At 70.6% G+C, this 13,790-nt stretch carries 14 protein-coding genes; 11 read left to right on the plus strand and 3 right to left on the minus strand.

What is annotated here, in order from left to right; translation table 11 throughout:
• Nucleotides 1-168 precede the first annotated feature (168 nt).
• The 6 genes from ABZ793_RS18630 to ABZ793_RS18655 all read left to right on the plus strand — a co-directional run bounded on the left by ABZ793_RS18630 (nucleotide 169) and on the right by ABZ793_RS18655 (nucleotide 5,355).
• Nucleotides 169-1,377 (plus strand): FAD-dependent oxidoreductase, encoded by a 1,209-nt coding sequence (locus ABZ793_RS18630; RefSeq protein WP_357458600.1) that lies wholly within the window; start codon nucleotides 169-171, stop codon nucleotides 1,375-1,377.
• Nucleotides 1,378-1,387: 10 nt separating this feature from the next.
• Nucleotides 1,388-2,344: a sigma-70 family RNA polymerase sigma factor gene (locus ABZ793_RS18635; RefSeq protein WP_357458603.1), complete on the plus strand. Its 957-nt coding sequence runs from the start codon at nucleotides 1,388-1,390 to the stop codon at nucleotides 2,342-2,344.
• Between the two features lie 227 nt (nucleotides 2,345-2,571).
• Nucleotides 2,572-3,102 (plus strand): SigE family RNA polymerase sigma factor, encoded by a 531-nt coding sequence (locus ABZ793_RS18640; RefSeq protein WP_357458606.1) that lies wholly within the window; start codon nucleotides 2,572-2,574, stop codon nucleotides 3,100-3,102.
• Nucleotides 3,099-4,541, plus strand: a complete 1,443-nt coding sequence (locus ABZ793_RS18645; RefSeq protein ID WP_357458609.1) for a hypothetical protein — start codon at nucleotides 3,099-3,101, stop codon at nucleotides 4,539-4,541. Before ABZ793_RS18640 ends, ABZ793_RS18645 begins: the two co-directional genes overlap by 4 nt.
• 421 nt (nucleotides 4,542-4,962) lie before the next feature.
• Nucleotides 4,963-5,169 (plus strand): leucine-rich repeat domain-containing protein, encoded by a 207-nt coding sequence (locus ABZ793_RS18650; protein ID WP_357458612.1) that lies wholly within the window; start codon nucleotides 4,963-4,965, stop codon nucleotides 5,167-5,169.
• Nucleotides 5,170-5,355: a leucine-rich repeat domain-containing protein gene (locus tag ABZ793_RS18655; RefSeq protein WP_357458615.1), complete on the plus strand. Its 186-nt coding sequence runs from the start codon at nucleotides 5,170-5,172 to the stop codon at nucleotides 5,353-5,355.
• A gap of 12 nt (nucleotides 5,356-5,367) precedes the next feature.
• Here ABZ793_RS18655 and map read toward each other — a convergent pair whose 3' ends face one another.
• The gene (map, locus tag ABZ793_RS18660; protein WP_357458618.1) at nucleotides 5,368-6,186 is read right to left on the minus strand and encodes a type I methionyl aminopeptidase; all 819 of its coding nucleotides are present in this window, start codon (nucleotides 6,184-6,186) and stop codon (nucleotides 5,368-5,370) included.
• Nucleotides 6,187-6,275: 89 nt separating this feature from the next.
• Here map and ABZ793_RS18665 point away from each other — a divergent pair, with 89 nt between their 5' ends.
• Nucleotides 6,276-6,542 (plus strand): helix-turn-helix transcriptional regulator, encoded by a 267-nt coding sequence (locus ABZ793_RS18665; RefSeq protein WP_357458621.1) that lies wholly within the window; start codon nucleotides 6,276-6,278, stop codon nucleotides 6,540-6,542.
• 119 nt (nucleotides 6,543-6,661) lie between these two features.
• On the opposite strand, the gene ABZ793_RS18670 is transcribed toward ABZ793_RS18665, so the two are convergent.
• Complete coding sequence (locus tag ABZ793_RS18670) at nucleotides 6,662-6,859, minus strand: hypothetical protein (RefSeq protein WP_357458624.1); 198 nt, start codon at nucleotides 6,857-6,859, stop codon at nucleotides 6,662-6,664.
• Between the two features lie 753 nt (nucleotides 6,860-7,612).
• On the opposite strand from ABZ793_RS18670, the gene ABZ793_RS18675 reads away from it, so the two are divergent.
• From ABZ793_RS18675 to ABZ793_RS18690, 4 genes are all read left to right on the plus strand, one after another.
• Entirely contained in the window at nucleotides 7,613-8,137 is a 525-nt protein-coding gene (locus ABZ793_RS18675; RefSeq protein WP_357458627.1) for an RNA polymerase sigma factor, read from the plus strand.
• On the plus strand, nucleotides 8,134-8,898 hold the full coding sequence (locus ABZ793_RS18680) for a hypothetical protein (protein WP_357458629.1): 765 nt from the start codon (nucleotides 8,134-8,136) through the stop codon (nucleotides 8,896-8,898). Before ABZ793_RS18675 ends, ABZ793_RS18680 begins: the two co-directional genes overlap by 4 nt.
• A complete protein-coding gene (locus ABZ793_RS18685) occupies nucleotides 8,895-9,245 on the plus strand; it encodes a hypothetical protein (RefSeq protein WP_357458631.1) in 351 nt (116 codons plus the stop codon). The genes ABZ793_RS18680 and ABZ793_RS18685 overlap by 4 nt, the downstream gene beginning before the upstream one ends.
• Nucleotides 9,246-9,610: 365 nt before the next feature.
• The gene (locus tag ABZ793_RS18690) at nucleotides 9,611-12,934 is read left to right on the plus strand and encodes a beta-N-acetylglucosaminidase domain-containing protein (RefSeq protein WP_357458633.1); all 3,324 of its coding nucleotides are present in this window, start codon (nucleotides 9,611-9,613) and stop codon (nucleotides 12,932-12,934) included.
• 20 nt (nucleotides 12,935-12,954) lie between these two features.
• Here ABZ793_RS18690 and ABZ793_RS18695 read toward each other — a convergent pair whose 3' ends face one another.
• Nucleotides 12,955-13,728, minus strand: a complete 774-nt coding sequence (locus ABZ793_RS18695; RefSeq protein WP_357458636.1) for a GntR family transcriptional regulator — start codon at nucleotides 13,726-13,728, stop codon at nucleotides 12,955-12,957.
• Nucleotides 13,729-13,790: the final 62 nt, after the last annotated feature.

The following is a 13,790-nucleotide window of genomic DNA, read 5'->3' on the forward strand; positions in this document are numbered from 1 at the left end:
CATCGTCACCTCGTTCAACTCGGCCCGCAGCTGCGCCGCCTCGGCGTCGCGCGCGTCGTCGGGGGCGCTCCTGCCGTCCTGTGACCCATGCCACATGTATTTCCTGTCAGCAATCGGGGCGCCGTTCCGCTCAACTCGCGGAGGCAAGCGAACCGACAGGAGCGACACATGAAGCACCGCATCGTCGTCCTCGGCGCCGGCTATGCCGGGGCCCACGTGGCCGGGAACCTGGCCCGCCGGCTGTCCCCGGCGGACACCGAGATCACCGTGGTCAGCGCCGAGCCGGACTTCGTCCAGCGGCTGCGGCTGCACGAACTCGCGGCCGGGCACGAGATCAAGGCTCCGAAACTCGCCGACGTCTTCGCGGGCACGGGGATCCGGCTGCGCCTGGCCCGTGTCACCGCCGTCGACCCCGAGCGCCAGGTCGTCGCCCTGGCCGACGCCGACGGCGGCGGCGAGCTCGGCTACGACACGCTTCTCTACGCGCTCGGCAGCCACGGCGACGACCGCGGCGTCCCCGGCGTGGCCGAGCACGCGTTCGACATCGCCGCCCGGCCCTCGGCGCTGCGCCTGCGCGAGCACCTGGACGGCCTGGGCAGGCGGGGCGAAGGCGGGCGTGTGCTGGTCGTCGGCGACGGGTTGACCGGTATCGAGACCGCCACCGAGATCGCCGAAGCCCGGCCCGGCCTGTCGGTGGCGCTGGTCGCCCGCGGCGAGTTGGGCGCCCGGCTCTCCGCCGGAGCCCGCAGCCACCTGCGCCGCGCCTGCGCCCGGCTGGGCGTCACCGTCCTGGAGCACACCAGCGTCGAGGCCGTCGAAGCGACACGGGTGCTGTGCGCCGACGGCACCGCCCTGGCGTCCGACGCGACCGTGTGGACGGCCGGATTCACGGTCAACCCCATCGCCGCCGCCAGCGGGCTGGTGGTCACCGAGAACGGTCGGATCGTCGTCGACCGCACCATGCGATCGGTCTCGCACCCGAACGTCTACGCCGCCGGCGACAGCGCCTACGCCATCGGCGACAACGGCCGGCCGCTGCCGATGTCCTGCGCTTCGGCCGGCTTCACCGGCCAGCAGGCCATCGAGGCGATCCTGGGACGCCTGACCGGCCGCAGGATCGCGAACACCAAGCTGGTCTACCCGGGCAACCACATCAGCCTCGGGCGGCGCGACGGGATCCTGCAGCTGGTCGACGACGAAGCGCAAGCAAAGCCGAAGTACGTGGGCGGCCGGAAGGCCGCGCGGATCAAGTCGGGCATCCTCAAGCTCTCGCTGTGGGCCACCTCGCACCCGACCTTCGGCCTGCCCAAGCGCAAGCACCGCCTGGCGGCCGCACCGGATGCGTCCACCAAGAAGGCGGTCGGCGTAGCCGCCTAGGGTGGTCCGAGTGGACAGCACCGCCACTGATCGCTTCGACACCGGTCGGTTCGAGGCCAGCCGGAACCGGCTGGCCTCGCTGGCGTACCGGCTGCTGGGCTCCGCCGCCGACGCCGAAGACGCCGTGCAGGATGCGTTTCTGCACTGGCAGGCCGTCGACCGGCAGCGGATCAAGGTGCCGGAAGCATGGCTGACCAAGGTCGTCACCAACCTGTGCCTCGACCGGCTCCGCTCGGCACAAGCCCGCCGCGAACGCACCGTCGGCGCCTGGCTACCCGAACCGCTCCTCGCCGGCGACCCGATGCTCGGCCCGGCCGACACCGTCGAGCAGCGCGAATCGGTCTCGCTGGCCGTGCTGACTCTCATGGAGCGCCTGTCACCCCTCGAGCGGGCCGTCTACGTCCTGCGCGAAGCGTTCTCCTACAGCCACGCCGAGATCGCCGAGATTCTCGACATCACCGAGTCCGCGAGCCAGCAGCACCTCCACCGGGCGCGGCGCCACATCGCCGCCGCGCGCCGACGCGGCAGCGGCGAGGTCGACCCGGCATCCGCCCGCAGGATCGTCGAGGAATTCCTCGCCGCTGCCTCCTCGGGCCGCACCGAACGGCTGGTAGCACTGCTCACCGACGACGCGACCGCGATCACCGACGGCGCCGGCCTGGCCGAGACGCTGCTGCGGTACGACACTCCGCAGCGCGTCGCCGCCGTCGTACGGGCCGGCTTCAAACCCACGCCCGCGAAACGGCGACTCGCCGGCGGCACGCCCGCCATCCACTACGCGCTCGTCAACGGCGCCCCCGCCATCCTCTTCGTGCTCGGCGACCAGGTCCTCGGGGCAGTGGCGTTCGACATCACCAACGGCCAGATCGCAACCGTGCGCGGCATCGCCGCCCCCACCCGCCTCGCCCGCCTCAGCGAAGCCTGGCGGCAGCACGAACCGGACCCGCCGCTCATCAGCCAGTGGTGACCCGACGCCGACCGAAAGAGCATTGCTACGTGCCTCGACTGAGTGGCCGCGAACGTGGCACCTTTCGCGAGTCGACTGGTGCAGTTCGCCATCACGACCGTGGCGGGTAGCCACCGGCAGATCCGGATCCGTCTCGACGTACGGTTCCCACTCAACCCCGGACGCCGCCGCTCGCGTCTCACCCTGCATCCGCACGTGACACGAGGCGGATGTGACCTGGAGGTGGCGTGAGTCGGCACGAGGACGACGAACAGTTCCGGCTGTTCGTACAACGACAGTGGGGGCCGTTGCTCCGAACGGCCTACCTGCTGACCGGCGATCGGGGGACAGCCGAGGACCTGGCGCAGACGGCGCTGGAGAAGACCCATCGGCGCTGGGGGCGGGTACTGCGCAGGGACGCGCCCGAGGTCTACGTACGCCGGGCGATGGTCAACACGGCGATCTCCTGGCGGCGTCGGCGGCGACCGCTGGAGGTGCCGCTGCTGACCTCCGACAGCGCGCCGACGCCGGACGCGTATGCGCAGGTGGAGGAGCGGCAACTGCTCCTCACCGCGCTGCGGCGGTTGCCGCCCAGGACCCAGGCGGTTCTGGTGCTGCGCTACTTCGAGGACCTCAGCGAGGCGGACACCGCCAAGGTTCTCGGCTGCTCCGTCGGCTCGGTGAAGAGCCAGGCGTCGCGCGGGTTGGCCCGGCTGCGGGTCGATTTCGCCCCACCCGTCCCTCAGTCCCCGGTACGGCTCGAGGAGGAACTGGCATGACCGAGAGCTTCGCGAATTCGACGCTCAGTCCTGCGCTGCGGCAGGCCGCGCACGGTGTCGACGTACCCGAGGACCCGTGGCCGGGGTTCGCCCGGCGCGAGCGACGGCACCGGCGGACGCGGCTGATTCGGGCGGCGGTCGCCGTCGCGGTCGGGGCCGCGCTCGTCGGGATCCAGACCAACGTGGTGCCCCTGCCCGGGTGGGCGCCCGGCATCGCGGTCGCCGCCGCCCCGGCAGCGCTGCTCGACGCGCCGCCCCGGGGCACGCTGGCCGGCGACCAGGACTGGCTGGACTCGCTGCGGGCGCGGATCAGCACCGACCCACGGATCAGCAGCGACACTCCGTCGGGTGTCTTGAACCCGGGTGGCGTCTGGAAGGTCGGCGACCGCGACCGGATCCGCCTGCTGTACGGCAGTGACCAGTCGGGCCACCGGGTCGCGCTGGTCGCGGTGCCGCTGCGGTTCGGCCTACTGACCAAGGAGGCGCTGGTCTGGTACGTGGGTCCGGCCGGGGCCGTCGCCGAACAGATGCACTACGCCGGCCACAGCGAGGGCGTCGACGACCCGGTGATGACCCTGATGCAGGCCGGTCCCGACCGGGGCGGATTCGCGGTCGTCGTCGGGCCGGCCGAATCCACCGTGATGATCAGTGGCAACCCTCGCTACACGCCGAAGGGAACCCTGGAGTACGAGAATCTCGCCAGGGAGGACGGCAGCGGGGTCGGGTTCGCCGTCCTGCCCCCCGTGCCGCTTCGGAACGAACCCGTCGTCCGGGTCAGCCGTGGCGACCACGTGCTCTACCAGGGCGGCCTGGGCGGCGGCCCGTACGCCGGGATCGACCCGACCGGGGCCGAGATGGACGTCCTGCTCACCGCCGCGCGACGGGGCGCCCGAGGCACGCCGCTGGACGACGCCACCCTGCGGAGCTTCGTCGAGGAGGCACTCCTCGACAGTCGCCTCCCTGCGGTCGGCACGACGGTGCGGGTGCGCTGGTCGGGCAGCGAGCACGGCCAGGCCGCCGCGCTGCTCACCGTGCAGCCCGCCGGCGGCGGGGTGATCGCGTACGCCAGGCACGGCGACGACCGAACCGGCTGGTGGACCGACCTGCGGCTGCTGTTGCCGGCCGAGGGCGCCGACCAGCGGCCGATCGGCTGGCGGATCCGGGCCGACAACGGCACCCGCACGCCGACGGACCAGGTGCGGGTGATCGCCCCGCCGGACGCGGCCCGCGTCACGGTCACGGTCGGCGGCGCACCCCCGGCCACGGTCACCCTCGACGCGTCGAACGTCGGCACCACCCGGATTCCGCCGGACCAGCCGGCCACCCTTACCGCGTACGCCACGGACGGCAGCGTCCTCGGAAGCACTCCGTTGCCGCCGGTCGAGGCCAACATGTCGGGCCTGCCGGGCGACAGCCCGGCTACCCGGGTGACCCCCTGACGAACCGAGAGCGTGGCCGAGCCGTCCTCGGACGGCTCGGCCACGCCGAGCAGGTTCACGCATGGCCTGTCGAGCGGGGACTTCGTGCCCGCCACCACCGTCGCCGCTTACCGCAGCTCATTCTCACCGCCTGGTACGCGATCATCCTGGCCGCCATCCTGCACCGCATCTGGGACCACTGGACAACGCTCATCTGATTCCTGCCGCAGGCACAGCCGGCCGGCCCGGCCCGGCCAGGCCATCCGTGTGGACTGGCCGAACACATGAGACCGCCAGGTCGGCAACTCCGTCCCGACCCCGGGCAGAACGCGCTCTGCCGCGCTCAGATCCCTGACACTGCTGGACGGGGTGGGGCGGGCAACGATGGCGGCCCCGTCGCGGGCGTGGTGGAGAGACCAGGCTGACCGCGCTGCCGGATTCGTTGCGCAGCCTCACCAACCTCACCACGCTCTGGCTGGAGGACAACGCGTTCACCGAGGTGCCAGACCCGGTGCGGGACCTCACCGGCCTGACCGCCTTGTACCTGGAAGGAAACCCGCTCACCGGTCTGCCCGACTGGCTGGGGAACCTTACCGGCCTCGCTCGCCTCGGCTTGTCCGATATCGGCCTCACGACATTGCCGGACTAATTGGGCAATCTCACCGCACTCACCATGCTCTGGCTGAGCAACAACCACCTCACCGTGCTGCCGGACTCGCTGCGAAATCTGACCGCGCTCACCGACCTGTACCTGGACGGAAATCCGCTCACCGAGCTGCCCGACTGGCTGGAGAGCCGCGCACCCGCTCCGGCCCCACTTCGATACAGACGCTAGGGCGGGCAGTGGTCAGGAGGCTGTGGCGGGCTTCTTGGTGGGGTCGGCCGAGGTGGCGCCGGGGGTGGGGCGGCGGGTCAGGACCTGGGGGCCGGAAGCCGTGATGGCGACTGTGTGTTCGGAGTGGGCGGTGCGGGAGCCGTCGGCGGAGCGGATCGTCCAGCCGTCCCTGTCGAACTTGATTTTGTCGGTGGAGCGGCAGAACCAGGGCTCGATGGCGATGGTGAGACCGGGGTCGAGTTTCAGGCCGCGGCGGGCGCGGCCGTTGTTGGGGACGTGCGGGGCCTCGTGCATGGTGCGGCCGATGCCGTGGCCGCCGAACTCGGCGTTGACGCCGTAGCCGTAGGAGCGGGCGACCTCGCCGATCGCGGCGGAGATGTCGCCGAGGCGACCGCCGGGCTGGGCGGCGGCGATGCCGGCCTCCAGTGCGACCTCGGTGGCCTCGATCAGCTTCAGGTCGGCCGGGTCGGGGGTGCCGACGATGACGGAGAGCGCGGAGTCGGCGACCCAGCCGTCGATACCGGCCGCCATGTCGATGCTGAGCAGGTCACCGTCCCGCAAAACATAGTCGTGCGGCAGGCCGTGCAGCACCGCGTCGTTGACCGACAGGCACAGCACGTTGCGGAACGGGCCGCGGCCGAACGAAGGGGCGTAGTCCCAGTAGCAGGATTCGGCGCCGCGTTCGGAGATCCGGCGGCGAGCATGGTGTTCGAGGTCTATCAGGTTGACGCCGACGGCGGCGACGTCGCTCAGCTCGGCGAGCAGCTCGCCGACGAACTGGCCGGTCACCGCCATCCGGCCGATCTCCTCGGCGGACTTGAGCTCGATCACGACAGCCTCCCCCTCTGAACTCGGTATTTTTATACCGGCATTTTTATACCACGTCAGGTCGGGGTACTCCGGAGGGATATCCTGCTGGCATGGTTCGCCAACCACTCACCGCCGAACAGGTCGCCGCGGGCCAGCGCCTCGGAGCCGCCCTTCGGGCCGCGCGGGCCGGCCGCAGCCTCGTCGAGGTGGCTCTGGCAGCCGGCATCTCCCCCGAGACGCTGCGCAAGATCGAGGCGGGCCGCCTTCCCGCGCCGGCGTTCGGCACCGTGGTCTGCCTCAGCCAGGCCCTCGACGTCCCCCTCGGCGACCTGGCCGACGTCTGGCTGGCCGACATGCCCATCCGCCAGGCGTCCTAGAGACCAGCCGCCCAGATGCTTCAGTAGGAGATTGTTTCAGGGGACCTCCTCGTCGATCCGGCGATCGTGCACATGTTCGATAGCGTGGCGAGGTGGGGTAGCGAACCAGCGGGGGTGGGTCACTCGCAGCGGTCTTCGGCGCCTCGGCCATACGGCTCGCAGCAGTCGGGGCGGTGCCGGTAGACCCGCAGGTCTCGGCCGTGCCGCTGGCCGTACTCGGTCGTGATTTCGTACAGGCAGGCCCGCCACACGACGGTTTCCCCGCCGCCGGGCAGCACCTGGCCGTCACCCGGCCCGCCGCGCAGCAGCACGTCCACCCTTCGACGGTACGTGCCCGGTGAGCGCGCGACGCGGCGTGTGAAACTCTGCCCCCCGAGCGGGCGGCGTTGCGGGCCACGGCCCAGTCTCCCCAACTGACCGCATCGCCCATGGGTCGCCCGCCGGTACCTGCGGCGAGGCTTCACCTGCACGTGGCGCTCGGCCGAGCGTCAGGCGCGCTACGACCGCCCGCTGGGCATTCGTTGTCGCGGATCTGGGCCCGAGGCGGCCCGTGTCTCTCCGACCATGACGTGGGGGTGGGTGGGGATGAGCGGGGCGTGCGGCCGGCGTGGCGGGGACTGGAGGTGATTCCCGCCCGCCCACGGGCCAGGGCCGGAGCGGAACGGTGCTGCGTCGGCCGGTCGCGCCGATGCTCGCGGCGCCGGTCGACGTGGTGCCCGAGGGCCCGGGCCTTGTGCATGAGCCGAAGTGGGGCGGTTCTCCAGAGATTTCGAGATGTCTAAACGGCGAGGCGTCGCCGCGCCGACCCTCGCGTCTTGACCGGTACCACCGTGGGTTGCTACCGACCGCTCTGCGACACCGATGCGGTATCCGCTTCTGCCGAAAAGAGTGCGTTGATAGCTTATCGATTGATGCAGCGCCAGAGCCGCCGGGAACGCTGCATGATCACTGTCCTGAGGGACCTGTACCGGCTCAACCTCTTGGAGTTGTCGCCGTAAGTTTCGGAGTGTGGCCGGACACTACGTGGTGTGAGAGAAGACCACACGTCTGAGCGGTATGAACAGCGGTTCGTGGCGCTGTGGACCGAACACGGACCACGGGTGATGGCGTACGCGTTGCGACATGTTGACTCCGATTCAGCGCAGGATGTGGTGTCGGAGACGTTCCTGGTGGCATGGCGGAAGCTCGCCAGCGTCCCGGACGAACCCTTGCCGTGGTTGCTCGTGGTCGCCCGCAACACCATCTCCAACCTGCGTCGGTCAGGGTGTCGGCAGGCGCGGGTGGCCGTCGAACTAGAAAGGTTGCGGCAGGTCGCGGAGCCGGCGGCCGCCGCCGACGTTCTCGCCACGGAGCGCGCGACCGTACTGACCCAGTTGGCGGCGCTGACCCCCAAGGAGCGGGAGGCGCTACTGCTGATCACCTGGGACGGCTTGACCCCGGAGCAGGCGGCGCGAGTGGCGGGCTGCTCACTCCCGGCGTTTCACGTGCGTCTGTTCAGGGCGCGGCGGCGACTGCGCGTTGATGGCGAGCCGGATGCGCCGCCCCACGCCGACGCCGCCCAACGTTCACTGCCACTCGCAGGAGGCACCAAATGACCACGGACCGTGACACGATGAACATCGTTCAGAGACTCAAGCCGGTTACCACGGTCGATGACCATTGGCCCGCATCGGCGAGGAAAGCGGCGCTGGAACGTCTGTTGATCGCCACCGCCGCCGAACCGCCGGAGGCATCTCAACGGTCGCGCAGGCGACGAGTCGTGCTCACTGCCGCGTTGACCGCCGGGCTTGTCGTGTCGAGTGCGAGCGTCGCCGCCGCCGGAGGACTGCTGCCTGAGTCGTTCACCAAGCCGTTGTCGTTCTGGGCTACCGAAACCGGCGGCGTGGTGGACGTCCAGACAGCACGACGAGTTGCCCAGGCACCGGGCCCCGACGGCACTGTACTGACCATCTGGTCAGCCAAGGGCCAGGGCGGCACCACCTGCATCGCTCCGATGTTCGAGCCACCCGGTGACCTCGGCCGGCCAGCCCCGACAAGTTTCACGCTTGCCGGTGGGCAGTGTGCTGACGGCGACCAGGGCAAGGAGTCATTCAGCAGCATGGGCGGGTCGGCGGACGGCCAGGGAATACACACGATGTGGACGGCCGCCGGGAATGCGGTACGGGCGGAACTGCGACTGCCCGACGGCACTGTACGGTCAGCCGTCCGCGCCGAAGAGCTGTTCTTCTTCTGGTATCTCGCCAACGAGAGCGTCGACCCGCCGGTCTTGGTCGGGTACAGCGCTGCCGGAGTGGTGATGGCGGAACGTTCGCTGCCCAACCTGAAGACGCTCGGGCGCCCCAGCGCCGGCGGTTGAGTCTCAACGACGCGCACCAACCCGGGCTTCCCAGTAACGCCACCATCTCACCGGCCGCTACCCGCGCGGCCGGCGAGCGCGTCCGCGTCTGGCTGCTCGACGCCGGCCCCAACCGGGACAGCTCCTTCCACGTCGTCGGCGCCCAGTTCGACACCGTCTACCGGGAGGGGCGGTGGGAGAGCCGGCCGGCCGACCCCGGCGGGGCTCAGGTGCTCTCGCTGACTCCGGCCGCAGGCGGCTTCGTCGAGATGGTCTTCCCCGAGCCCGGACACTATCCGTTCGTCAGCCACGCCATGGTCGACGCGGAACGCGGCGCCCGGGGCGTCTTCGAGGTGACGCCCTCCTGACAGCTACCGCCGCCGCGACGAGGGTCGGCCCCGCCAAGCGGGCGCACGCCCATCCCGGCCGACCTCCCCGGCGGGTGGTTCGGTGTTGTGTCGGGTCACGAGCTGGTTCCCCCTGAGTGCTGCGCGCGGCGGTTGATGGCCGGCCGCCCGCGTCTGCGGTTCGTCGGCAGGGTTGACGTGGTCAGGCGTGGCATGGATTCTTGTTACTGGTATAGACCGGTGTGGCTTAGCTGATCTCGGTGGGGAGTCGAGGATGCGGCGCGGCGGACCTCGGGCCTCAGCCTTCGCGGCGCTCCGCTCGGGGTCGCCAGGCCGGGACACCTGTCGACACCAAGCACCAGCCAACTTGAAGGAGTGGAGGTGTGATGTTTCTGTCGCGCTCGTTTCGTGGCTATCGCCGCGTCGGAATATTCGCCGGATTGGTCGGGCTCGCCATTGGGCTGGTGAACCCTCCTCCTGCTCGGGGCGAGGCCCAGGCTCCTGATCGGGTGGATGTGGCGCGCATTCTTCCGGTGCCGCAGCAGGTAGCGCCGCGTCCGGGGTCCGTCGTCCTGCCCGGCGATGTCGATGTCGTCGCGGGCGCGGCCGTGGATTCGGCGGCCGAGGAATCGCTCGTGGATCTGCTCGGGGCGCACGGTGTCACCGCCAGGGTCGTCCGAACCGCGGACATGTCGACGTCGCGCCCGTTGATCCTCCTCGGTGGACCGGGCGAGACGTCGGCGAGCACCGCGGTGCTGAGTGCCCTCGGGGTCGAGGGGCCGGCGGGGCTGCCCGGTGAGGGGTACGTCCTGGCGGCCGGCCACGATCGTCTCGGGCGACCGCGGATCGTCCTCGCGGGTCTGGACGGCGCCGGCACCTTCTACGCCGTTCAGTCACTACGTCAGCTGCTCGTGTCGAAAGGCTCCCGGGTAACGGTTGACGGTGTAGCGGTGCGCGACTGGCCGGGTTACCGAATTCGTGGCGGCATGGAGTCGTTCTACGGACCGGTGTGGTCGCAGGAGGACCGGCGCTCGCAGATCGAGTTCCTGGCCCGGCACAAGATGAACCAGTTCTTCTACGGGCCTGCGGACGACCTGCGTACCGGCTCGAAGTGGGACTCCCTGTACGACGAGGCGGAACTGGGCCGATTGAAGGAGATCGTGGACCTGGCGCGGTCGCGTCATGTCGATTTCGTGTACCGGGTCTCGCCGGAGGCGCCCTTGGCGCCCGGTCAGGGGATCTGCCACGTGCGCGAATCCGATCGGGCCAAGCTGCTGGCCCGCTTCGCGCAGTTGTGGGAGATCGGGGTCCGCAGTTACGTCATCGCCTGGGACGACGTGTCCGGCAACTTCGCGTGCCAGGAGGACCGGGACGCCTACCAGGGCGACTCGTCGCCGCTCGCCGCCGCCCAAGCCGGGGTCACCAACCTGGTCCAACGCGAGTTCATCGAGAAGCACCCTGGCGCCACCCGGCTGGTGACCGTGCCGACCGAGTACTGGGGCATGACCCGTACGCCGTACAAGAACCGGTTCGACGAGTTGGTGAGCGCCGACGTCGACCTCTACTGGACCGGGCCGGAAGTGGTCTCGCCGAGCATCACCAGGGACGACCTCCGGGCCGCGCAGGCCGCCTGGCCGCGGCACCGGATCATGCTCTGGGACAACTACCCGGTCAACGACTACAGCCCCAACCGGCTGCTGTTGGGCCCACTGGTGAACCGCGACGCCAGCATGGCGGACGACGTCATCGGCATCTCGTTCAACGAACTCGTCCAGCACCAGGAGGCCTCGCTGATCTCACTCGGCACGCAGGCCGACTACGCCTGGAACCCCGGGGCCTACGACCCGGAGCGCTCATGGACGCGCACGCTGCAGATCGTCGGCGGCGACGCCTACCAGGAGCTGCGGCTGTTCGCGGAGAACAACCGCGCCAGCGTCCTCGACAACACCGCACGGCCGCAGTTCGCCGCGCTCGTCAACCGGCTCATCGCCGAGTACTCGGCGGGCCGGCCGGTGGGCGACGAACTCGAGCAGCTCGACCGTGAAATGCGCCGCCTGGCGGAACTGCCCGCCGCGCTCCGGGCGCAGCTCGACAACCCCGCGCTGCTCAAGCAGATCGGGCCCTGGCTGGACCGCGTCGGTATGACCGGCCAGGCAGGCCGGGCGGCCGTGGCCGTCCTCCAGGCCCAGGACCGGGGGGACGGCGAAGCCGCCTGGCTGGCACGACGGGATCAGGCGCGTGCCCGCGGCATCCTCGACAGGACGTGGCACCAGATCAGTCCCGGCCCGGTCGACGACCTGCTCAGCTTCGCGGCCTCGCAGAGCGACGGCTACATCGGTGACCGCTGGTACGGCGACCTCGGGGCTCCGACGGGCCTACCGGCTGCCACGCAGGGGTCGACGCTGGGCAACCTGACCGACCGGCGCGACGACACGGCGTACGTCGCCGCCGGCAAGCCCCAGGACGGCGACGCGATCACGGTTCCGATCACCAAGCCGCACCGGCTGTCGGCGGTGACCGTGGTACAGGACGCGACCGCTCCCGCCGACGGCATGATCCAGGCGCTGGTCGACGGCGCCTGGGTGGATCTCGGACCGCTCGCCGACGGGTTCACCAAGGTGCCGGCCGCAGACCTCGCGGCCAGCGCGGTACGGATCCGGTGGACATCGGGCAGCGCGGCTCCGCGCATCTACGAGATCGTCCCGCACTACTCCGACGTGTTCAGCGGCACCGTCTCGGTCGATCCGCCGGGATCGCTCATCGCGCCCGGGAAGACGAAGCAATTCCACGTCACCTTCGAGGTGTTCGCGGATCACCGGATCAGCGGCCAGGTGAGCGCCACCGGACCGGCCGGCTGGACCATCGACCCGGCGAAGCAGGTGTTCCGTGCCCAGCCGGGTGGGCGAACCGTCGTCGCGAGCGTACCGGTGGAGGTGACCGTCCCGGCCGATGCCGACACGGGACGCCACCAGGTGACGGTGTCCTTCGCCGAGGACGGCGCGCCACCGGTGAACGTGTCGCTCCCGATCCTGGTCGGGGAGCAGAGCTACCCGAACCTCGTGACCGGGGCGAACCCGGCCGGCTACTGGCGGCTCGGCGACGCGGCCGACTCCGGCACCGCCGTGGACGGCTCCGCCAGCCGGCAGAACGGCACCTACCTGGCCGGTGCCCGCCCGGGGGCGGAGGGTGCGATCACCGGTGACCGGGCGGGAGACCTCTCCGCCGGGTACATCGAGGCGCCGCGAAGCCCGCGAACCGACCTCCGGGGCGCGTTCACCCTGGAGGCGTGGGTGAAGCTCGACACGCTCGCCCCGGCGCCGGGGCAGGCGATCATCGAGAGTTACACCGGGCCGGCGGTCAACGGGTATGCGCTGAGGGTGACGGACGGCGTCCTGCAGGCGTGGTCGCTGGGCGCTGCCGGAAAGGGGTACGGTCTGGTGACCGGCCGTACCCGGCTGACACCGAACAGGTGGCACCACGTCGCCGCCGTCTTCGACGGGTCACGACTGACCGTGTACCTCGACGGGGTGGCGGACAACAGCGCCGCGACGTCGGTGTCGCCAGGCAGCGGTACGGCGAGCGTCAAGCTCGGTGGCCGCGGAGACGACGCGAACCAGCGGCTCCAGGGCGACCTCGACGAGGCGGCGATCTACGACCGGGCCCTGACCGCGGCCGAACTCGAGGCGCACCACCTCACCGGTCTCGGCTGACCGGCTTCCGCCGATGTGCGTCAGCCCTCCGGCGACGGGGGGCTGACGTGCATCTGGATGGCGTAACGATCCCCGCGGTAGAGCGACCGACCGAACTCCACGACCTTTCCCATGTTGTCCACCGAGATGCGCTCGATCAGGAACGCCGGGCTGCCCTCCGCGACTTCGAGCCGCTTCGCCTCGGCGTCGGTCAGCCGGGCGATGGTGACCGTCTGCCGCGCCGATTCCAGCCGCACCCCGAAGACGCGGCCCAGCACCTCGTACAGCGAGTCGTCGCGCCCCATCACCGCCAGCAGGTTGGGGAACCGCGTCGCGGCGAGGTTGGTCCGCTCCAGCGCCATCGGGATGCCGTCCGCGGTACGGATCCGCTCGATGTAATGGGTCGGCTCGCCCGGGGCGATGTCGAGGCTGGCGGCGACGGCGCGAGTGGCCGGGCGGGTACGGGCGCGGTACGACTTGGCGCCCGGTGCCATGCCGCGCATGCGCATGTCCTCGCTGAACGAGCGGAAGATCTCCGAGTGGGTCAGCGTGGGGTGCTGCACGAAGGTCCCGCGCCCGGGCACCCGCCGGACCATTCTCTTCGACTCCAGCGCGTCGATGGAGCCCCGGACGGTCATCCGGGCGACGCCGAACCGTTCGGCGAGGACCCGCTCCGAGGGAAGCAGCGCGCCGTCCCGCGAGCTCAGGACCATGGCCGTGAGCACGTCTCTGATGTGCTCACCCTTGCCGCGGTTGTGCTCCGCCGGCAACGATTCAAGCGCCCCGTCGCTCGGCTCGTGTCGCCTCCTTGGCACCGGACCCGATCCCCTTTCCCCGCAGTTGGAGCCATCCTACGGGCAGTTTCCGTCCCGCCGTT

Origin of the sequence: Micromonospora sp. NPDC047465 (assembly GCF_040643125.1) — a bacterium.
GTDB lineage: Bacteria > Actinomycetota > Actinomycetes > Mycobacteriales > Micromonosporaceae > Micromonospora.